At 56.3% G+C, this 20,486-nt stretch carries 15 protein-coding genes, 2 tRNA genes and 1 rRNA gene; 4 read left to right on the top strand and 14 right to left on the bottom strand.

Going from position 1 to position 20,486, the window contains the following annotated elements; all coding sequences use genetic code 11:
• Nucleotides 1–591: 591 nt before the first annotated feature.
• Nucleotides 592–2,117 (bottom strand): 16S ribosomal RNA (locus tag AOZ07_RS03185).
• Between the two features lie 97 nt (nucleotides 2,118–2,214).
• On the opposite strand from AOZ07_RS03185, the gene AOZ07_RS18660 reads away from it, so the two are divergent.
• Together AOZ07_RS18660 and AOZ07_RS03180 are read left to right on the top strand one after the other, a co-directional pair.
• Nucleotides 2,215–2,712 carry a hypothetical protein gene (locus tag AOZ07_RS18660; RefSeq protein WP_194943777.1) on the top strand — a complete coding sequence of 166 codons (498 nt, stop codon included), beginning with the start codon at nucleotides 2,215–2,217 and terminating at the stop codon, nucleotides 2,710–2,712.
• A gap of 1,248 nt (nucleotides 2,713–3,960) precedes the next feature.
• Nucleotides 3,961–5,157 carry an IS1249 family transposase gene (locus AOZ07_RS03180; protein WP_060700362.1) on the top strand — a complete coding sequence of 399 codons (1,197 nt, stop codon included), beginning with the start codon at nucleotides 3,961–3,963 and terminating at the stop codon, nucleotides 5,155–5,157.
• A gap of 146 nt (nucleotides 5,158–5,303) precedes the next feature.
• On the opposite strand, the gene AOZ07_RS03175 is transcribed toward AOZ07_RS03180, so the two are convergent.
• From AOZ07_RS03175 to AOZ07_RS03165, 3 genes are all read right to left on the bottom strand, one after another.
• Nucleotides 5,304–5,376 (bottom strand) — tRNA-Glu (locus AOZ07_RS03175).
• A gap of 48 nt (nucleotides 5,377–5,424) precedes the next feature.
• Nucleotides 5,425–5,496 (bottom strand) — tRNA-Gln (locus tag AOZ07_RS03170).
• A 526-nt stretch (nucleotides 5,497–6,022) separates the two neighbouring features.
• Nucleotides 6,023–6,340 (bottom strand): hypothetical protein, encoded by a 318-nt coding sequence (locus tag AOZ07_RS03165; protein WP_060700678.1) that lies wholly within the window; start codon nucleotides 6,338–6,340, stop codon nucleotides 6,023–6,025.
• A 488-nt stretch (nucleotides 6,341–6,828) separates the two neighbouring features.
• Here AOZ07_RS03165 and AOZ07_RS18080 point away from each other — a divergent pair, with 488 nt between their 5' ends.
• Together AOZ07_RS18080 and AOZ07_RS03160 are read left to right on the top strand one after the other, a co-directional pair.
• Nucleotides 6,829–7,047 (top strand): helix-turn-helix transcriptional regulator, encoded by a 219-nt coding sequence (locus tag AOZ07_RS18080; protein WP_075972405.1) that lies wholly within the window; start codon nucleotides 6,829–6,831, stop codon nucleotides 7,045–7,047.
• Nucleotides 7,048–7,095: 48 nt separating this feature from the next.
• Complete coding sequence (locus tag AOZ07_RS03160; RefSeq protein WP_060700677.1) at nucleotides 7,096–7,668, top strand: hypothetical protein; 573 nt, start codon at nucleotides 7,096–7,098, stop codon at nucleotides 7,666–7,668.
• Between the two features lie 60 nt (nucleotides 7,669–7,728).
• Here AOZ07_RS03160 and AOZ07_RS03155 read toward each other — a convergent pair whose 3' ends face one another.
• The 10 genes from AOZ07_RS03155 to AOZ07_RS03110 form a co-directional block, all read right to left on the bottom strand.
• A complete protein-coding gene (locus AOZ07_RS03155) occupies nucleotides 7,729–8,100 on the bottom strand; it encodes a hypothetical protein (protein WP_060700676.1) in 372 nt (123 codons plus the stop codon).
• Nucleotides 8,101–8,215: 115 nt separating this feature from the next.
• The gene (locus AOZ07_RS03150; protein WP_060700675.1) at nucleotides 8,216–8,614 is read right to left on the bottom strand and encodes a hypothetical protein; all 399 of its coding nucleotides are present in this window, start codon (nucleotides 8,612–8,614) and stop codon (nucleotides 8,216–8,218) included.
• A gap of 13 nt (nucleotides 8,615–8,627) precedes the next feature.
• Nucleotides 8,628–9,428 (bottom strand): M15 family metallopeptidase, encoded by an 801-nt coding sequence (locus AOZ07_RS03145; protein WP_060700674.1) that lies wholly within the window; start codon nucleotides 9,426–9,428, stop codon nucleotides 8,628–8,630.
• 144 nt (nucleotides 9,429–9,572) lie between these two features.
• Entirely contained in the window at nucleotides 9,573–10,049 is a 477-nt protein-coding gene (locus AOZ07_RS03140) for a hypothetical protein (RefSeq protein WP_060700673.1), read from the bottom strand.
• A gap of 49 nt (nucleotides 10,050–10,098) precedes the next feature.
• A complete protein-coding gene (locus AOZ07_RS03135; protein ID WP_060700672.1) occupies nucleotides 10,099–12,177 on the bottom strand; it encodes a glycosyl hydrolase family 18 protein in 2,079 nt (692 codons plus the stop codon).
• A complete protein-coding gene (locus AOZ07_RS03130) occupies nucleotides 12,174–12,554 on the bottom strand; it encodes a hypothetical protein (RefSeq protein ID WP_060700671.1) in 381 nt (126 codons plus the stop codon). Before AOZ07_RS03130 ends, AOZ07_RS03135 begins: the two co-directional genes overlap by 4 nt.
• Before the next feature lie 101 nt (nucleotides 12,555–12,655).
• The gene (locus tag AOZ07_RS03125) at nucleotides 12,656–13,396 is read right to left on the bottom strand and encodes a hypothetical protein (RefSeq protein WP_194943776.1); all 741 of its coding nucleotides are present in this window, start codon (nucleotides 13,394–13,396) and stop codon (nucleotides 12,656–12,658) included.
• Nucleotides 13,397–13,426: 30 nt separating this feature from the next.
• Complete coding sequence (locus tag AOZ07_RS03120; protein ID WP_194943775.1) at nucleotides 13,427–16,009, bottom strand: phage tail protein; 2,583 nt, start codon at nucleotides 16,007–16,009, stop codon at nucleotides 13,427–13,429.
• Nucleotides 16,010–16,081: 72 nt separating this feature from the next.
• Nucleotides 16,082–16,870 (bottom strand): phage tail family protein, encoded by a 789-nt coding sequence (locus AOZ07_RS03115; protein WP_060700668.1) that lies wholly within the window; start codon nucleotides 16,868–16,870, stop codon nucleotides 16,082–16,084.
• Nucleotides 16,867–20,478 (bottom strand): phage tail protein, encoded by a 3,612-nt coding sequence (locus AOZ07_RS03110; protein WP_060700667.1) that lies wholly within the window; start codon nucleotides 20,476–20,478, stop codon nucleotides 16,867–16,869. The genes AOZ07_RS03115 and AOZ07_RS03110 overlap by 4 nt, the downstream gene beginning before the upstream one ends.
• Nucleotides 20,479–20,486 lie beyond the last annotated feature (8 nt).

Genomic DNA, 20,486 nt, shown 5'->3' with positions numbered 1-20,486 from the left:
CAAGACTCAAACACCCCAGAATCCAAGGAAAAGGACCCCAAAGCTCATCTCATCTGCAAGATGCTCGCGTTCACTATACAGTTCCCAAACAACAACCCCGCACCCCCGCAAACACACCCCCGCGGCAACAACCCGCAACCCCCACCCCAAAGGATGAAAACCACAAACCACCACCACGCCAGGCACGCCCACGGCAAACACAGGACAAACACCGAAACACCAAGAACCCCTTGCAAACCCCAACCAGCAACCACCACCAACCCCCAACACGCACAAAACGCATCAAAGGCCAACAGCCAATCACCAGCCAGGCAAGGAGGCTTGTTGCCTCAAAACCCAACAGCATGCCAAACCATACAAGCCACACAACACCACCACCATCTTTCCAACACCCCAAAGGATGCGTACTCGACAACAACAGCGCCGCACAGCCACAGCCAGTACCCCGCCCGCACCACACAACCCCACCAAGGGGCCGATCAGGCACACGCGCTTTCCAGTACTGAGTTCATTGATATTCCACCCATGAGCAACCCACCCGGACAACACTCGTGTCCAGCATGGGCAACCAAAAAATGGTTAGCTCCTTAGAAAGGAGGTGATCCAGCCGCACCTTCCGGTACGGCTACCTTGTTACGACTTAGTCCCAATCGCCAGTCCCACCTTCGACGACTCCCCCCACACAAGGTGGTTAGGCCATCGGCTTCGGGTGTTACCAACTTTCGTGACTTGACGGGCGGTGTGTACAAGGCCCGGGAACGTATTCACCGCAGCGTTGCTGATCTGCGATTACTAGCGACTCCGACTTCATGGGGTCGAGTTGCAGACCCCAATCCGAACTGAGACCGGCTTTTAGGGATTAGCTCCACCTCACAGTATCGCAACCCATTGTACCGGCCATTGTAGCATGCGTGAAGCCCAAGACATAAGGGGCATGATGATTTGACGTCATCCCCACCTTCCTCCGAGTTGACCCCGGCAGTCTCCCATGAGTCCCCACCACTACGTGCTGGCAACATGGAACGAGGGTTGCGCTCGTTGCGGGACTTAACCCAACATCTCACGACACGAGCTGACGACAACCATGCACCACCTGTGAACCAGCCCCGAAGGGAAACCCCATCTCTGGAGCGGTCTGGCACATGTCAAGCCTTGGTAAGGTTCTTCGCGTTGCATCGAATTAATCCGCATGCTCCGCCGCTTGTGCGGGCCCCCGTCAATTCCTTTGAGTTTTAGCCTTGCGGCCGTACTCCCCAGGCGGGGCACTTAATGCGTTAGCTACGGCGCGGAAAACGTGGAATGTCCCCCACACCTAGTGCCCAACGTTTACGGCATGGACTACCAGGGTATCTAATCCTGTTCGCTCCCCATGCTTTCGCTCCTCAGCGTCAGTAAATGCCCAGAGACCTGCCTTCGCCATCGGTGTTCCTCCTGATATCTGCGCATTTCACCGCTACACCAGGAATTCCAGTCTCCCCTACATCACTCTAGTCTGCCCGTACCCACCGCAGATCCGAGGTTGAGCCTCGGACTTTCACGGCAGACGCGACAAACCGCCTACGAGCTCTTTACGCCCAATAAATCCGGATAACGCTTGCGCCCTACGTATTACCGCGGCTGCTGGCACGTAGTTAGCCGGCGCTTCTTCTGCAGGTACCGTCACTTTCGCTTCTTCCCTACTGAAAGAGGTTTACAACCCGAAGGCCGTCATCCCTCACGCGGCGTCGCTGCATCAGGCTTCCGCCCATTGTGCAATATTCCCCACTGCTGCCTCCCGTAGGAGTCTGGGCCGTGTCTCAGTCCCAGTGTGGCCGGTCACCCTCTCAGGCCGGCTACCCGTCGTCGCCTTGGTGAGCCATTACCTCACCAACAAGCTGATAGGCCGCGAGTCCATCCCCCACCGATAAATCTTTCAACAACCCACCATGCGGCAGGAAGTCATATCCGGTATTAGACCCAGTTTCCCGGGCTTATCCCAAAGTCGGGGGCAGGTTACTCACGTGTTACTCACCCGTTCGCCACTAATCCACCCAGCAAGCTGGGCTTCATCGTTCGACTTGCATGTGTTAAGCACGCCGCCAGCGTTCATCCTGAGCCAGGATCAAACTCTCCATAAAAAACAAAAAGCCACCGAAACCCCTCGGAAAATAAGGGAGAATCAATGAAAAAATCCTGGCGAATAAAAAACACTCAAGAACATCACACGGGGGTGCAATGCCTCAAGCAAATGTTATGTATTCACCAAATAAAAATATTCGGTATCAACAAACTTGGCACACTATTGAGTTCTCAAACAACAAACACTTACCGGTTCTCCACAACCCGTCAATTCGAGCCATGATTTCGTCCAGCGTTATATTTCTCAGATATTTATTTCGCTCAAAATTACTTGAGCTTTTTCTGAGTGATTGTCACCGGATTTGGTATCAGCTTCAAGCTGACCTCGTTGCGGCGACAGATAAAAACTATACACAGGTTTTCGGACAGTTACAAATCGGATCGGTGCTTTTAGAGGTGACTGTGGTTACACCTGCAGTTTCCAGTCCAAAAGCAGGCTTGATGGTCATCCGTCGTGACAACCCTGGCGCCCATGCGCGTTCCGGTACCCGCAAAATTCGTTGCTGTACTTTGGCAGCCAACACAGGAACCTACAACCACAGCCGCTACACCCGGGGGGCCTTCCGAACTCCTTGCTTGGTTCTCCGTAGTTGATCGACTTCGGCTTGCTACAAGAGTGGGAACGAGTCATTGCTGCTGTCGCTTGTTCTCGTTTTCCAGATTCGCGGTCGACTGCGACTCCGCCATTCACCGAGGCGTAGTTGAACTACCTCCCTCTTACCCATGACTGGCCAAGGAGTGCGTCGCTGTCAGTCACCTCGGATTGACCGCTGTACTGGAAGCACTTGCAACAATGTCAAGATGACAATCGATCATTCCCCACCCACTCATATATGGACGATCAAATTCAGGCAGGAAGTTGGTCCGGGGTGTTCCACACACAACTTGGCGTTGTCAGCTATCCGAAACAGCACAGCCTAATCTGCCGCCAATCTTGTCCTCGTAGACTTCGCGCTGGAATTGGTCTCTCCTCGATTCACGTATTTGGGTCATAGCACATTGTCCAGAAACGTAGACGGGACCGTCTGAAACATCATTCGATAACTGCGCTACGCGAAGTGAACATATAAGAGCCGCAAAGACGCCTGCGTTTATCACTCGAAACCAGTTCAGCAGATCCTGCCGTTCCAGGATTTGGATGCATGGAAAACTCTGCGGTGAATGATGACCAGGGCATTCCGTTTCTCAAGGTAGAGCACATAGCGTTTTGCAAGGAGGTAAGAATTGGGTGTTCCCGGTTCCAGCTTTCCCGTACGTATACAGATCGCAGTCAAAACACCTCTGGATGCTGTTCGACAGTTTGTGGCCCACCTGAGTTCGCACCTGGGATGTTGTAACGCCACTGTGCTCGTAAGATTCGAAGATTCCTACTAGCGCTTCTTATAAACGTCGTCTCCGTCGGCTTGCGACGAGCTCGAGGCTCGCTAATAGCGGGCTTCCCGTGAAGACTCACTGCACCAGCTCAGGCTCCATGCGGTGGATCCGCCTATCTGGTTAGCAATGCATTCCCTAAATACTTTCCAGCGCTGATTGGCCACACAGGTATGTAGACAGAAATGGTTGGCACGGCTGTACACCCCAAAGAGTGCCTGGGGCCGGCAAATCCCAGATTTCCTCACCCCTCGCAGAAGTTGGATAAGTTCTACGATTAGCGCGCCCGCCACGGCGCAATACTCTTTGCTAGCTGCCATGCAGCCAACCGAGGTTTCCGTGCTAGGGATCCATTATGTCTACAGGCGTACAGCACTGAACACACGAGAACAGGATTCGGGCCTATAGGCAATAAGTGGTGTCTGAAAACTTGATTCTGCCCCGGCACTCCGGGGCAGAATCAAGTTTTGCATGGATTTCGTTCCCATAGGTGTGACCCTTAAGAGAAAAAACACCCACCTATGTAGTATCTGCCAAAGTCCCCAAAAGAAGAACGGGAAACGCAACGGCAAGCAACGATGGCGATGCATTAGCTGCAATGCCTCGACCACTCATCAACGACCAGATACGACCCAACGCAACGTCCTCATCGGCTTCGTCAACTGGCTGCTGAGCAAGCAAACCCAAGCCGACCACGCTGGCGGCACTGGCAGGACCTTCCGCTACCAAACCCAGTGGTGCTGGGACGTGTATCCGTACCTGAACCAGACCGGCGAAGTCTTTGACGAGATCCAGGTCGACGGGATCTACCTGCGCCCAGGCTGGTGCCTTCTCATCGCTATCGCCAACGGCAAAGTCATCGGCTGGCAATGGTGCGACCACGAAAAATCAGCTGCTTGGATTGCGCTGCTCAAACACTTCCCACAACCGAAAGTCGTTGTCACCGACGGTGGCTCAGGACTGCTCAAAGCGCTGAAAATGCTCTGGCCCGGAGTGGAAGTCCAACGATGCCTAGTGCATATCCAACGCACCATACGCACGTACCTGACCCTGAAGCCACGAATGGAAGCAGGCAAGTCACTACGGCATTTGAGCTTGCAATTGACCAGGATCAAAGACCAGGACGAAGCCGCCTGTTGGGCGGCTGCCTTAGCTGAATGGCAGTCAAAGTATCAGTATCTGCTCGATGAGCGCACCTACGCCAAAGACTGGGCTGGGCCCTGGCCCAGAGGCATCAGTCAGTCCCGGAAGTCCTGGCCGACCCACGAGCGATTGCTCAAGGCTTATAACGCAATGAACTCTGTTTTGAAGCGTGGCCATCTGTTCACGTATCTGAAGCCGGAGCTCATTGGTCTTGGCGTCAGTACGACAACGAACATGATTGAAGGAGCGATTAATTCCGGGATCAGAGAGATGATTAGGCTCCACCGTGGCATGCCCATTGAGCATCGCCGGCGTGCGTGTGAATGGTTTTGCTGGACGCACGCGGATTCGTTGGAACGTCCGGCGCTGCCTTTGATCATCAAGGAATCAGAGCTCTTGTTGAAGGAGCGGGAGGTGGCCAGGAAACCTGTTCCGTACCTGGTTGGTCCTGAGGTTTATGGCACTGCTTCTATTGCTGAGGAGGGTCTTTATGCTCGGGCTGGTTGGGGTGGGCGTAGCCGCTAATTCTGGGTTTTGAGGTGGTTTGGTCCGGGTGGCATGCCCGGGCCAGACACCATTTATTGCCTATAAGCCAGGATTCGGGTCAATGACTATTCACGGAACATGTTTGGGCATAAAAAAATCGCGGAACCGAAGTTCCGCGATATTTGTGACCCCAACGGGATTCGAACCCGTGTTGCCGCCGTGAGAGGGCGGAGTACTAGGCCGCTATACGATGGGGCCGTATGCTGAAGATAAATCTTCAGCTCACCAAATTGCTTTGGTGAAGCGCTGGGATACCAGGACTCGAACCTAGAATGACGGAACCAGAAACCGTTGTGTTGCCAATTACACCATATCCCAATATGACTTGCTATTCATTTGCTTGATCAGATATCCGATCAGCAATGAATGCCTTAGCACGAGATATAACTATACCTAAAAAGTTCCCTGAACGCACATCCAAAGGCGCCATCCTCGAGTGATCTACAGCTCGTTAGTCAGCTGAAAGGCAAAGATGCGCGATGTTCGCGTTATCTGGAGCCAATATCGGGCCTAGGGATTTCCCTCGGGCCGATCCCGATTGTCTCAAGAATAAGAAAAAGGGACCCAGTAGAACTGGGCCCCTCTTAATCGTTATTGGTCGGGATAACAGGATTTGAACCTGATTCGAAAACCCGGTTCCGCCCCGGAATCTCGCGGTTTTTGCCCTACTACCCAAACCAAAATCGCCAAAGATTCCAAGGCCTCCAAAGATTATTTTTCGTGGTGATACCTTTGGCATCACACTTCGTCATCTTTTGTCTCTACCTCTAGTTCGTCCCACCATTGCCTGATTTTGGGGTCTTGGTAGGGGCCGAGGTTTCCATATTGATCCATGAGGCGAATTCTAGTCGTGCTTCACCCCGGGCTGATAGTTGATGGTCTTATCCCGGTCCATATGCCATTGCATATCGTCATCGGTATGCGCCCACCGCGCATCGGCTCGGCGCACCTGCTTTGCATTGTCCTTATGTACCCATCGGAGTTCCGGGTCACCCTCGAAGGTTCCGGCGGCGGTTCGAGGCGGATACTCAATCTGAATCAGGTCGCCCGCCCTCGCCTTGACTCTCGCATGTAGTGGTGCCTGGCCTCGTGCCTCTACTATGACGTACGGATAGCGCCCTGCCGGGTATTCATGGGCATGCTCTTCAGGTGAAACGCTCATGCACTCGATTGTCTCTTAACGCAGAAAACCCGCCCCACTTTCAGGAGAAGGCGGGGCGGATCTTTCTTGGAACTATTTTGCTAAATCCTTATGCTCAATTTGCAGAATGCAAGTTGAGCATATAGAATATAAGAGTACCGACAAGCACTAGCAAAACGAAAGGAGGTAGCAACTGTGGGAGACTTCGGAAACCTGCTAACGGGAATCGGAACCTTACTAGCAGGAATCGCGGCTTTGATAGTCGCTCTCAAGAAGTCCGACGAGGACTAGCTTGAGCCGACTCCCAGCCCTTGCCGGGGCTGGGGGTTGGCCTCCCTCCCACTATTGCACACCACCATGAAATTGAAAATGCTCATTGCTATCACCGTAGCAATCGCAATCATCGCAACATTCGTACCGATGCCGGATTTCGCGCGCCTGATCTTCGGGATTGGCGTTCTTGCCTTCGGTGTCGCGTCCATCATCACAGCGATAAGGATTCGGAAACAGTGACAGTTCACTATCTATCAGTCAACGGCGTGGCGAACCGACTCGGCGTTTCTCCGCACACCGCGAAGAAATATGCCGACGATGGCCGCCTGCCTGAACCCGACGCAGAAATCGGCGAACCTCCCCGCAACACGCGGGGCTGGCTACCGGAGACCATCGACGCATGGAACGCCTCGCGTCCTGGCCATGGCGGGCGACCGAAGAAAACCAGTTCATAACGTCGCCGGTTGGCGTTAGACTCTTAACAAACATCACTTGGAGGAAACATGTCGCGCTCAGCTAAGCGAATCGTAGGCAACATTTCAGTGCTTGCAGTAATCGTTGCATTAGTCGCCGCTCTGGTCGTATCCGCTGCAAATCCAACGCTTTTGAACAGTGACGCGAAGCTGACCGCTGAAGCCAACGCCGGTACGCCGATTGTTCAGGCAGCGCCTGAAGCGAAGTCGGACGAAGACCTTTCCCCATCACCTGACGATCCCCAAGTGAAGTACAAAGGAGCTACAGCATCACTCGCCAAATGGGCAGAAAAAAAGCATCAGCAATGGGTTGACTTCTACCTGCGCAAAGACGAAACCGGCTTCGTTGGAAGTAGCTACTCGATCTATATTCCAACTTCAGACGGCGGATACATGTGGGCTCGGAACTTGTCATGGAATGCCCCCTCCGAAGGTGAACTCGAAATAACGGTCAAAGGCAGCAACTGGACCGAAGCCGATCTGAAGTCGGTCGGCGGTTACGTTATGGAAGTTCTCGGCAGTAGAGATTCGTCTCTGAAGAGCGTCACGGCAATCAGCGAAGACGGGCTTACTTCCGTAGCATCCACAGGTTCCGACGTATAAGCGTTAAACAAAAATGTTGGGCACGCTATAAAAGCGTGCCCAACATTTTTTACCTAGAAACTACGCCCGTGCTTTGTTCAAGAACCGCTGAATCGCCTTGCAGAACGTAGCGCTGTTACCCGGGTACCGACCCTTTGGCCAAGGGAGAGTAGGGCTGTACAAGCCATAAAGAGCAAGACGCATGCCCAGAGCTTCCCAGGTCATGTCTCCGGCCTTGCCGTCCAGAAGCCCCGAGTACCCCGACAGATTGCTGCCCGGGCCATACTTCAGCCACTTTTGCAGGGCCAACTGCGACCAATAGCCGAAGACCCCATCGCACTCACGGGCTTGCGCGTAATACCCTTCGCTTTTCAAGAAGTGCTGAAAAGCAGCTTTGGTGTACTGGCCCCAGGACCCGTCAATTTGCAGAATTACCCAGTTGAGTTCAGCCATTTCGTTGGCTCCGTTTCTGCCCGATTTTTGGGCATAGAAAAAGCCCCGCGCCGGTTGACGCGAGGCATAGGAAAGCCCGCCAGAATCGTTTCTGGCGGACTAAATCATTACGGGGTTACTTGTCGCTCTCGTAGCGGGCGGGGTCGGCCTCGGTGGGCGCGTGCGGGCCAGTGACCGGGTAAGAATCCTTGCCTTCCCGTAGCAAGGCATCGAACTCCGAAACAGTAGGTTCACCGGTCACGTTCGGGTCATTCCGCTGGGCTGCCGACAAGAACGGGAGGAAACGCTGCAGGAACGCCTCCACGCCGGGGATGGCCATGATGCGGGTGATCGCGCCAGCAGTTACCAGCGCGCCGCCGATAGCTCCGGTGGCCAGCTCTGGGGACTGCTGCGCGGCGGCGGTGTAGATCAGCGGCGCGAGCGCAGCCAAGGCGATGACAGCGGCGAAGATGGTTCGGACAGTGGCGCGCCACGGGTGCGCGCCCTGGGTTGTAGTTGCTTCGTGCTTAGCCAAGATATTGACTCCTTTACTTTCCGTTTTGGGTATTCAGGTACTTCTGGAAGGCTTCGATAGTTGCCGGGCCAAACTTTCCATCGAGCAGCCACTTCGAAGCCGGATACAGCCCCTTCTTGCGAAGGAACTGCTGCAGGGCAAGATAGGTGTAGTAACCCGGCTTCCCGTCGATTGCGCGCTTGTATAGCCCAAGGCCGTTGAGCCATTCCTGAACAGCCTTCCAGGTGTAAGTTCCCGGGTCGCCGTCAATCGCCCGCTCGTAAAGGCCGATCTGTGACATGAGGATCTGAGTAGCCTCAATGGACTTTTTGCCGAACTTTCCATCAGTCGCGAGGTCCGCGTAGTCCGTTGGGCGCTTCGAAGTCGGCTTAGGTGCTGGCTTTGGCTTGGATGTGCTGCCGGTCGGCTTCACATTGCCGATTGCCCCGCCTCGAATACGGTCAGCAACGCGCTTCAACAGAGCAAGACCACCCTGAAGCTCGAAGTGCATTTCATCCTTGCGGCCCCCGTAGTCGCCGCCCCAGCGAACTGCGCCGCCCAGATCCTTTAGGAGTCGACGAATTGCGGCCTCGTCGGACTTGCTGAACGTGTCCACAAGGCCAAGGCCATGGATTGGGGCGTTGAGGTCAATGGCCCAACCGGTCTGATGCTCGGAGGGGATGCCCGCGGCCTCGCGCACGTCGCGCTTGGCATAGCCCCAGGACCAGCCCTTGACGATTGGCTCAACTTCAGAGTTGAAACGCTGGCAAAGGTAATCGAGGATCACCTGACCGTCGCCGGTGCGCACCTTGCCGGTGATCCATTTGAAGCTCACAAGCCGGGAAGAGCTAGGCTCTAGCAAATCCCAGCCAAGACGCGAGATAGCCATTTTCAAGCTCGCTTTCTGCCCTGGTTTTGGGCATAGAAAAAGCCCCGGCGCGATTGCGCAAGGGCATGAAAAAACCGCCTCGCGGGCGGTTTAGTTGTTCTTGGTTTTTGTTCCCCATGTTTGGCCTAATTGCTCAACTATGGGTTGGATCTTGTTGACCTTGTCGGCAAGTGCAGCGACCCGGTAGGCGGTTTCATCGCCTTCTTTGTCCTTGGCCTTGGCAATAGCAACATGCTCTTTGAACTCTTGTTTGAGTTCTTCCACGTTTGCCATGATTTTGTCTTGGTCATCGCGCATGTTGCTTGAATGGTCGTTTTCCACTTGGTGCCGGACGCGTTCCAAGATTTCAGCCTGGCCATCGAGCTTCTTCGTTTGCTCTTCCTGCCACTTCTTCAAGCCGGGCTTCTCATCCGTCCCGACCAAGGTATTCACCAACGCAACGAACTTGCTAAGGAATGGGAATAGCTTGAAGGCGGTTTTGATCATCAGCCAGAAGATGAACAGGATGATTGCAGTAGGCCAGAGAATGGCCGGTTGAGCTAGCTGTTCAATCCATCCAGGCATCATGCCACCTTGCGGGTTTCAATTTGTTCAGCATCCGATGTACCTTTCAGGATTATTCGTCTAGTCGTTTCGTGTTCGCTGGCAAAAGGCCACCTTCAAGCGATTCGTAAAGTCGCATGTCTTCCTGACCGAGCGACCACAGGGCGATGCCCTGAAGCCCCCAGTCAAGAACTGCGCGCCCGCGCCAGTGCGTGATTGTCGTGGCATCGGTGAAGTACACGATGCTTGCCCCGTCGCGATCCAGCACCATGAGCCGACCCAACCAAAGGTCATGGTCAAGCGGTCGGACCCGGTACGTGGTGTTGACTCCGGTCGTGATCGGCAGGTCTTTCCAATGCGCGTAAACCCAGTCAAGGGAAACACCGGTCTCCCGCGTCGCGGATTCCTCCACGTCGGCATTAGGTCGGAACCGGTTCTTGTCATCCCAAGTAACGCCCGTGCGCTCAATGCGACCCAGCACTTTGGACACTCCATTGATGACTATTTCCACGGCTTCACGGGGCTGATACCACCAGCCGTCGCCAAGGTAGGAATGATCGATCCATGCCGTGCCGGTTGAACTGAATTCGGTCGGCCCGCCCGGTGGTGTCGTGCTCACTTCAAGCTGCATAGGGATGCTTGTTTCCGCGTTTGAGAAGTACACGCGGGCACTGTTCTCACGCACACGCAACGCCAGCACGCAACGGCCAACCTGAGCCGCCCCGCCAACTACTTGCGCGCCGAGTTGCTTCGTAGCCAAGGCAGTTGACCCGCGCAGCAGCTTCAATTCGCCAGTGCTGGATAGCTCGGCGGTGATTCCCTGCGACGTGACACTGAAGCGGCCAGCGGTCGCAAACTGGAACCGCGCCATGGCATAAAGCGACTGCGCGCCGAAGTCATTTCCGAAGCGAAGCGTTCCTGTTCCCCGATATTGCTTGTAGCTCGACGTGACCTGCTGGTACGTCCACGCGCCAGAAGGTTGCGTGTAAACAGCGTTGAGCTGCTGGGCAGAAGTCGCATAGTCATCGATGATTGTCGCGGCCACCGGTTCACGCTGAATGATTTCAGCGGTCAACGTGTAGCCAACCTTGGGCGAAACGGTGTCACCATTGGACGCGATCACCGGTTCGGCGTTGAACTCATAGTCAACGTAGCTTGAGCCAACCGAGTTATCGGCGACTGACCATTGAGGAACGCCCGCCGGCAGCCCGTACCTGACCGCGTACTCGCGGTTGGCGAATATGCCTGAGAACACCCCGTTTGAGTCTTCCCATTGGGTCGGCTCTTTCCAGTCGTAGCAATCCAGGAAACCCCAGGCGCTCATGCTTGAAGAGTCGCGGTAGGCCACCCAGCCGATCGGGTAATGACTGCCCGAATCTGACCAAGCGCGGGAACCGGAGAAGTACTGCCAAGCGCTGTAGTAGGTTCCCGAGATGCCCCGCCGGGTCGCGCCCCACGATTCGGGGTAGTCATGAATTGACCAGAAGTAGGCGTAGAGAGGCAAGCCCATGCTGATCTTGGACGGCGTAATCTGCGAGCTCGCCCAGTTGTAAACCTCTTCAAGCCAGAATCCTGGCGACACAGGGCCGGGTGCTGAGCCTGACCACGCGAAGTCGTAAGACATGATCGAAACGTGATCGAGCATCGCGCCGAGCTGCTTGTAGCGCACCCAATCTTCGCCACCCACCGAGCCGGTGGAGGTCAGCGCCGGCAGAGCCGCCGAAGCCTTCATGTTTCGCCCGTGCGCGAGGTCGGCAACCTGCTTGAACAATGCTTCGGCGGCAACGTTGTTTGACGCTGCCCCGCCTTGCTCTAGGTCAATGTCGATGCCGTAAAGCCACGGGTGCGTGTCGATAACGTCGCCGAGGTCGGACATGAGCCGTTCGCGGGCGGTCGCATCGTTGCGCAGCGCAGTGAATATTGAGCCGATGCCGTCATTCCTGAAGCACAGCCAGAAACGCAAGTGGGGCCACCTAGCCCGGTATACGTCCAGCAGTGACGGGTCAAAGGTCTGCTCTAGTGCGCCGTTGGCTCCGACCCGCCAGCCGAATATCGAAACATCGGTGAGCCGGTCGCCGTAGTTCTCTAGAACCATGCGGATTCGTTCAGTCCAGCTCAGCCCGACCCATACCCAGACGTTAGGTGTCATCATTCCCTTTCGTTCCAGGCGAGGCGCAAATGCAGCCGCCCGGTTGCGAATGCTTCTAGATTGAGGTTGGATCGCTCGGTAATTGTCGGCGGTCTCCCCCAGCCTCGTGTTGCCAGGTGCTGGCGTGCGTCGGCTACTGCGGTTCCGTTGAGCTCGCCGTATCGGTAGGAGCCGATACGGGTTTCGCCTTTGGCGTTGCGGACCTCCATGCGCACAGGTGAAGCCGTGTCAGCGTTGGACAAGGCGACTAGGGTCATCCGGTTGTTCACCACGCCGTTCCGGTACTGCTTGCCGAGTTGTTTAGTCCCGGCTTCCAGCGCGTTCGGTACAACACCGGTAGCTAGTTCTCCGGCTTGTAACTGAACATCGGTGATGAGCACTGATGACGATTCTGGAACGTCCGTGGCCGTGATCCTGAGTCGAATTGATTTCAATCGTTTATCGACATAAATCGGTTGCTGTACACGCATCTAACCCCCGGTTACGTTGGAACACCGGGCAAGGATGTTGGCCATGGGTCAGACGTGTGCCACGTCCACTGTCCAACAACGTCCGAATAATCGTCCATCGGTGCTTCTTGGTTGTAAACGCCGTATATGGCTCCCCCGCTGATCTGCATAAGTACTGACTTTGCATCCAGCCGTGTATATGCAGACGTAGTCACAAGGGTTGCTGTCGAAGGCTTAAAGCCGGACGGCAGCATGTACTTCATCACTGACCCGCCGTCTTTTGCAAGGTTCAACATGAGGGTGACACTATCGCCCTCGCGATACATCCAGGCTTGTGAGTACGATGGCGCGCCGGGCATCCCATTGTCCCAGTCTGCGGTAATGTTTCGAACCCCCGTGCTTGCCAGCAGGGTTACGTCACCGTCTGTTTTCTCCAACGTGGCAACCGTGCCCGAAGTTCGATCTACGGTGACCGTCGCCTTGTCGTCGAGAACGGCTTGCAAACCTTCAACATCCGCAATCGCATGAGCATGATTCGCGGGCGGGTAAGTCAAAGGCTTGCCCTCAATATCTTCCCAACGAATGACCACGCCGCCACCTCCAGAATCCATATCAGTCACGCCAGACACCCAAGGCATTTCCGTGACGTGCGGCAGCCAGCCGGACACCGAAGCCCCAGGCTGAAGCATCACGTCCGTGATTTCGACATTGGCCGAAGCCGGTGCGCCCGACGATTTGATGCGAAGCTTTATCTTCGCCGGACGAGAATTCACCCTCAATACACCACTAGGCACACCAGCCCCCTAAACAAGATCAATTTCGATAATCTCCGTTGACCCATCCTCATAAGTGACTTCAGCTTCAGCCTTCACGTTGGGAACCCAGCCAGCCGGCCCGCCCGAAGACAGATCGAAACTCAGCGCGTAAGCCGACCGGTTATCAGGCTGAACTGTTTGCTCAATCCAGCGTTCGCCGGCGCCACTCAGCGCCACCGCATAATCGCCAGTAACGCCGCCCTCGACATGCTGCGCACCGAAGTGCGCCCAATGCTCAAGAGCATTATCGAACCGGCCATTGAGCAGCAGATTGAAAGGCACCAGGTCGAACGTGGCCACTCCCGAACCGGTGTTCAGTGTGCCCGAATCGTTCACGTCATCCGAGCCGGCCTCGCGCAGCGTTGCCGACAACGTGATTTCAGAATCCCAAGGATTCACCACGTCGTATTCGAGCCGAACGATTCGTTGCGCCTCGGAAATGCCCAGCTCGTTATCGACAACCGTCACCACATCACCAACGCCGAACCGGTCAAACTGCGCGCCAGACTGAACGGATAAATCGCTGACCTTGAGCTCATATGAATACTCGGGCCGGGCGCGCTTGGCAAGCACTGCCTGAGCCATTTCGAGCATCGTGAATGGCGTAGTGCCTGACTTGAACTCGTAAGTGTCAACGCGAACATCGCTCGTGAAACCGAAGTCGTCAATGTACGGCTTACCTCCGTTGACGCTTGCGATTGTTAGCCCGTCTTCGTTCTTCACATACAAGCGCGTTACCAGCGCAGTGGTGTCGGTGATGCGCCGCGCCTCGTTCAGCCCGCGACCATAGAAGAACCCAACGCCCTGAGTGCGCCCTGACTGGGTTACCAGTGAGACTTTTTTGGCGTTGTTGTCGAACACCAAATCGCCGCCGTGGTTCTCCTGGACTGTGCGCAGCAAGGCCAGAGGGTTGGTTTCTTCGGTCTCGTAGGTTCGAAGCGTGGTCACGTTGGCAACGCCGACGGTCCAGCCCGTGCCGGACAAGGCAGTTGTCATGACTTCGCCCGCCGTGACCTGCTTCCAGTTCTTGGCGCTGACCTTGCCGGCTGTAGCCAAATCGTAGAACTGCGCTTCAGCGTAAACGTCAAGAGTCAGCTCACCGCCCGAGCGGCCTTTCTCAATGCGTCGGACGCGGTATTTCTCCCCCGCCACCGACACGTATCGCTCATTGTCGATAATGCCGGCAAACTTGTGCGTCGGCGAAAGAGAAAACTCGAACTTCTGCTCGCCATTCACTTCGTTAGTGACCACAGCATCCAACGGATCAATCAGTACCGCCTCAGGCAAGGACTCGCCCCAAAGAACAATCGGCGAATGAGCCAGCTCGGGCGCATCCGGTTCATCCCACTGGCGCGGGCTCACGGTCACCGTGAATGACCGTGAAACCGACCGATTCAAATCATCCGACAACGTCACCGTGACCAAGCCCGACCCGGTTTGGAAACCCGCTGCAACCGACATGACCCCATCAGTCACGGTAACGCCCGCTAGCGCTGGTGCTTCAACCGTCCACGTTGGGGCGCTATAGGTGAAGAACTCCAACGGCACATGCACAATGTCGCCCTGGTCTAGCGAGCGGTCTGCAATCGGCTCCAACGTCGGCGGAGGTTCCACGGGCTCAACCACATCGAACCCGCTGAATGATTGCCCTTGGGCGATGGGGACCGTCCAGCGCAACAGGCCGCTAAAAGGCTCTGGCAGTTGGGCACCGGTCTGCCACGAAGCGCCATTATCGGAGGACCAATAAGGAACTACACCAGCCGGTGCGCCGACCAGCACCGGGCGCGCAGTCCACGAAAGACGCTCAGCGCCCGTTGAAATCTCCCGGTTCGCACCGTTAGGCACGATGCCCGATTCGGACACCGTGAAGTTGGTGCGGTTCGCGTTCAACTGCCCGTCAGCCCACAAGCCCAGCGACATTGAATCAACAAAATCGGCAAGGCTGAATGCGCCAGTCGGGTGGGCTACAAGCGCTTCGTCAAAAACGCCTGTAGTCCACACGCTGCCAGTCGGCAGCATGTATACGTCAAGATCAGCAGTACACGCGGAATTCGGTGTGCCCGTGAACGTGCGCACCGGCCCGAGCCAAGTCGCCTTGGTTGCCTGGTTGACCGAGAACATCTGAGACGTTTTCGCGGTCATGTCCAGCAGTTGCCCGACGAACTGCCAACCAGCCGTCTGAACCCAAGGATGATCTTCGTATTGATCCAGGATCGCCACGCCAGCGGAGTTGTAAACCTGATGGCGCAACCGACCGGCTGCGGTTGTCGCCACGTAGGCAAGCGGTGTGCCGCCACGCGAGGACATGAGCGGGCTGTGCGCCATGACGTAGTTCTGCCGCGTCCACAAGCCCATGAGCAATTTGCCTGAGGACGGCCACAAGCCCGCGAAATGCGGTAGCTTGAAGCCGCCCTTATCCGTGGCCGGATTGACGCTGTTCAGGCTCATTTGGTAGCCCCACGCGCCCTGAACATAGCCGTCGTTAGCGCCACCGACCACACGCGACCATTTGCGCGCTGGCGTGACACTGTCGCTGTAGATCAGCCCAGCGTCAGGGGTGATGCGTTGCAAGGCAACAGGGTTTAGGCCGGGGAACCCCAGAGGGATTTCGCCCGACCAGGCAAACCGGTCATCGTACATTGACTAAACCCTCCGATTATTCGGATACAGAACCACGCCGGAGACGTTCGCCCCAGACTTGGTGACACTGATCGAAGTAGGCACGCCCTGGGCCAGCATCGGGCGATCGTAATGGCTCATGAACGGAACCAAAGAAGCCACCCTAGCGCCCGAGGCATTCAGCAAATAGAACTCGTAAGTTTCCCAGTCCAAAGAGGCGCGCAACCCCGTGGCAATGCCCGACTTGATTTCAACTGAGAAGGAACCGACCTTGACCACGAAAGGCGGTTGGCCAGTCGCGTTCGTCGCCGGAAAAGTGATCTTTGGATATGTTGCCGTGTTGCCTCGCGACAACGTGAACAAAGTCGATCCAGTGAACGGCACTGATTGCGGGGCAACCTCCCGGGCATCCGGCAAACCAACCGTTTCGAAGGTGACTTCAGCACGAAGGTTGAAGCCCGAACCGCGCTGCCAGCCGAAACGCTCCCACTTGATCGCATCCGAAACCATCACGTCTTGCCATTGCCACAACGTATCGAACTCAACGACCAGCGGACGCGGCCCGCGAGACGGGTCAATCATGCCAACGAAATTATCGCGACGCTGAGCAACCTCAGTCGCCGAAGCTCCTGAAATGATCACGTCGAAAACGAACTGCGAGTACTCGCGAGTCGTCCCGTGATACGTTCGACCGTCGTGCCCCGGTATCGCATCAGTGACAAGGCTCAGGCCGTCCAGTGACGGCCACTCGGTAAGAGTAGCCGTCACCCCGGCCAGGCTGGTCGAATCTGTACCGCCATAAATGAAACTCAACGCGTCACCCCAGCCATAGCAGTCTTTCCTTGCGCCCGAGCCGAGCGGGAACCGCGAGTATGCAGTTCCTGCGCGACCTGCTTCACGCGACGGTCACTGTCAACAACCATGCGATCCACCGACACCAGCGGGCCGTTGACCGTGAACCCGTCAGCCAGTGCGCCGTCCACTCCAACCGCCGGGGCTGTCGCCATGGTCTGCGTAGCCGGTGGCGCGGTGCGAACCATGCCCGCAACCCGGTTATCCAGCGCGCCCTGTCCCTGATCAATGCCGGCAATAACACCCGCCGGAATGTAAGCGCCAACCTGATCACGGAACACGCGAGACGGCGAATGGATACCCAACGCCTTGCGAGTCGCCTTGGTCAGCTTCGAAGCCAGGTTCTCAGCCGCTTTCTTCAGCTTCTTATCATCGGATTCAAGCCCCTTGATAATCCCCTGTTGCGCGGCAATGCCGACACCGAAGAACTCTTCAGCAGCCACGGTTCCGAAACGATTCGAGGCCGATTCAAGCCCCTTCCAATCCTTGGAAAGGTTGGACTGCTGCTTCTTCGTGCCCGAAAGAATCGCGTTCGCAACCTGAATGCCCTCAGTCGTGCCATAACCCGCAATCTCCTGAATCAGTCCAGGAGGAATACCGGCCTTGCCCAAAGCCGCCAGCTTGGAGGCGAACTGCTTCGCCTTGGCCGCCAACGACTTCACACGCGAAGAAACCTCGGCAATACTGAGCTTCTTTTTCTTCCCGTCCTTGTCCTCGGTCGGCTTCAAATCGAGCTCACCCATAATGCGCTCGGCGTTCTGGTTGCGGTATTCAACCATTTCATCGAGGCGCTTATTAGCGGACTCGATGCGATCAGCCATGACCTCGCGAGCCTTGGCCAAGTCCGCGAGGGTTGCCGAACGGGTTTGCTTGGTCGCGTTCCGCGTCCACTTGCCCGCCTTGCTCAGCGAGTTCACGAGACGCTGAACGCCCTTGACCCCGCCAAACTCCCAGATGCCAGCCGTAGTTTTCGCCTGGGCATCCAAAAGCCTTTGCGCCTTGGACTGCGCTGCCTGAATCGTCCGGATATTCCGCTTAGCGGCCTTCTCTGCCTCGGCCTTGGACAAGGTAGGCAACTTGTCCTTTTTATTGGCGTTGTACTCGGCCCGCGCCGCCTTCTTAGCAGCAGTGCGAGCCTTGGAGCTCTTCAGCTTGTCGGCCTTGGCCAGAGCAGCATCACGCTTCTTGGCCAAAGCCTTGTTGTGCTTCGCGATCTGCGCATTCGCCTTGGTTCGATCAGCTTTGGCGTTAGCCGTTTCCTGCTTGATCGCCTTCTCGCCAGCCTTGGCAACAGCCTTCGACAAGTCTTCAACCGCTTTCACGGCCTTGTCCTTGTCGGCAGTCACACCAGCAGCCAGACCCCGGCTAATCTGCTTGCCAACCTCGTCACGGAACACACGCGAAGGCGAATGGATGCCGAGGAATGACTTTGCCTTGTCGATTGCGCCCTTGGCCACGCCAACGATGGAATCGACAACTTGCGTTGCCATGGCCTTGATGCCGTCGATCATGCCTGTGATCATCTGGCGGCCAATCGTGCCTAGCTTGCCGGGCAGGCTTGCCAGGGCTCCGGTGATGTTGCCAATGAGGCCTTTGAAGAAGTTCACCACGGCATTCAGGCCGGTCTGCACCGCCGTGCGCACCGCAGCCATTCCGTTGGTGACTAAGCTCTTGACCGCGTTGAATGCCGTCGAGAAGAAATTCCTCACGGCGTTGAGAGTTCCCTGCACGATGCTTCGAACCAGATTCATTCCGGTTTGAACAGCAGCTTTGACACTGCCAAGAGAGCTTTGAACGGTGGACTTTACAGCGTTCCAACCGGTGGTGAAGAGACCTGTGATGCTCTTCAACACGGCCATGATGCCCTTGACCATCTTGCCGACGAACCAAAGTTGAATCAGGTTCCACACCGCTTGGACCGCGCCGGAAACGATCTGCTTCAGCGACTCCCAGACCTGCGCCCAATTGCCTGTGAACAGCGCCCCGATCAGCGAAATCACGCCAGTGATCACGCTGACCAGACCTTGAATCGCGCCGATCACGTTGTTCACGATGCCCTGGACAATGCTGATCACAATCGGCATGAGGATCTGAAGCGCCGGAATCAGAATCGCAAGGATCACGTTCACCACGGGCATGATTGCGCTCATGATCGCCGTGAACGCTTGCCCCAGCATGGGTAGAACACTTGATGCTAGTTGCCCCAGGATCGGGGCCAGCGCGCTCACCAGTTGCGCCACAAGCGGAGCAAACGCCGAAACGAGAGTGGTCACCAGTTGGATAACTACTGGCAGGATCGTTGACACCAACTGGGTGAAGACAGGAACAATTGCCGTCATCAACGTTGCCGCCAACGGAAGAACCGCCGCGACAATCTGACCAAACGCTGTGCCAAGAGTGCCGAGCATGGCAGCGACCTGAGGCAACACCGGCAACAGCGCCTGAACAATCAGCGAGATAGGCGAGAACGACGTAGCGAACTCAATAATCTGAGGAATCAACGGAGTAATCGCCGCGCCGATCTGCGCGAACACAGGACCGAGCGCTGCGCCAATCTGGCTTACCAGCGGGCCAATCGCGCTGCCAAGTTGAGCCAGCATCGGCCCCATAGTCGAATTGACCTGGGCAGCTAGCGGGCCGAGCACGTCGCCGACTCGCGAAATCGCGTCGCTGATACCTGAGAACACGGCTGGCATGTTTTGCTGCGCCCACTGCCCGAAGGCCTCCATGGCTGGCTTGATCGCAGCGTTGATACCGTCCAAAACGGGAATCAAAGCATTCGCGCCAACGCGGGCGATCTCCAAGAATGGGGTTGCGACCGTTGCGCCGATACGCGAACCAGCAGCCGAAAGGTTAGCCATGGAACCGGTGAAGGTCTTACCCATTTCAGCCGCAACGTTGCCTGATGCCTGGGTCATGGCGGCTTCAAACTCTTTGAAACCAATCTCGCCCTTAGAAGCCATTTTTTCGACTTCAGCACCGGTCTTGCCAAGTTGCTTAGCAAGGGTTGCTGTTAGTGGGATGCCCTTCTCGTTGACCTGAGCGAGAACGTCACCCTGAGCTTTGTTCGAGGTTGCGACCTTGTTATAAATCGCGCCCATTTCATCCATGCCCACGCCAGCCGAAGCCGCCGAGTTAGCAACAGACTTGAGCATGCGCTCAAGCGCCTCGCCGGGCTTGATGCCAGCGGCAACCGCGCCCGCTGCCGTCGTAGCCGCTTCACCCAAACCAAAGGATGTACCGGACACGGACGCAAGCGCGTTATCCATGATTTTTGAGACGGTCTGAGTGTCGTTGCCCAAACCTTTGAGCTTGGCCTGAGCGTTCTCAATGTTCAGCGCACGCGAGATGCCACCCTTGGCGGCCAAGCCAATACCGACCGCCGCGCCAATCGCCCCGGCCTTTTTCACAACGCCAGCGAATGCCCCACCAAATTTCTTGCCTGAGCTCTTGCCAGCATTCGTGCCCGCAGTATCAGCGGCCCCGCCAAAATCACGGTTGAGCTGCTTGCCCATACCCTGTGTGACGGCCTGAATCTGAACGTAGGCGGTAGCAAGATTGGTAGCCACAAAACACC

Source organism: Glutamicibacter halophytocola (assembly GCF_001302565.1).
In the GTDB taxonomy this organism is placed as follows: domain Bacteria; phylum Actinomycetota; class Actinomycetes; order Actinomycetales; family Micrococcaceae; genus Glutamicibacter; species Glutamicibacter halophytocola.
The sequence above is the reverse complement of the archived record's forward strand: the minus strand, read 5'-3'. Positions and strand labels throughout refer to the sequence as shown.

Bases quoted from the DNA above. Each gene is read 5' to 3' on its own strand.
- AOZ07_RS03155 (WP_060700676.1), bottom strand. From the start codon at position 8,100: ATGGCTGAACTCAACTGGGTAATTCTGCAAATTGACGGGTCCTGGGGC.
- AOZ07_RS03165 (WP_060700678.1), bottom strand. From the start codon at position 6,340: ATGAGCGTTTCACCTGAAGAGCATGCCCATGAATACCCGGCAGGGCGC.
- AOZ07_RS03160 (WP_060700677.1), top strand. From the start codon at position 7,096: ATGTCGCGCTCAGCTAAGCGAATCGTAGGCAACATTTCAGTGCTTGCA.
- AOZ07_RS03140 (WP_060700673.1), bottom strand. From the start codon at position 10,049: ATGATGCCTGGATGGATTGAACAGCTAGCTCAACCGGCCATTCTCTGG.
- AOZ07_RS03135 (WP_060700672.1), bottom strand. From the start codon at position 12,177: ATGATGACACCTAACGTCTGGGTATGGGTCGGGCTGAGCTGGACTGAA.
- AOZ07_RS18660 (WP_194943777.1), top strand. From the start codon at position 2,215: ATGCCTCAAGCAAATGTTATGTATTCACCAAATAAAAATATTCGGTAT.
- AOZ07_RS03180 (WP_060700362.1), top strand. From the start codon at position 3,961: ATGGATTTCGTTCCCATAGGTGTGACCCTTAAGAGAAAAAACACCCAC.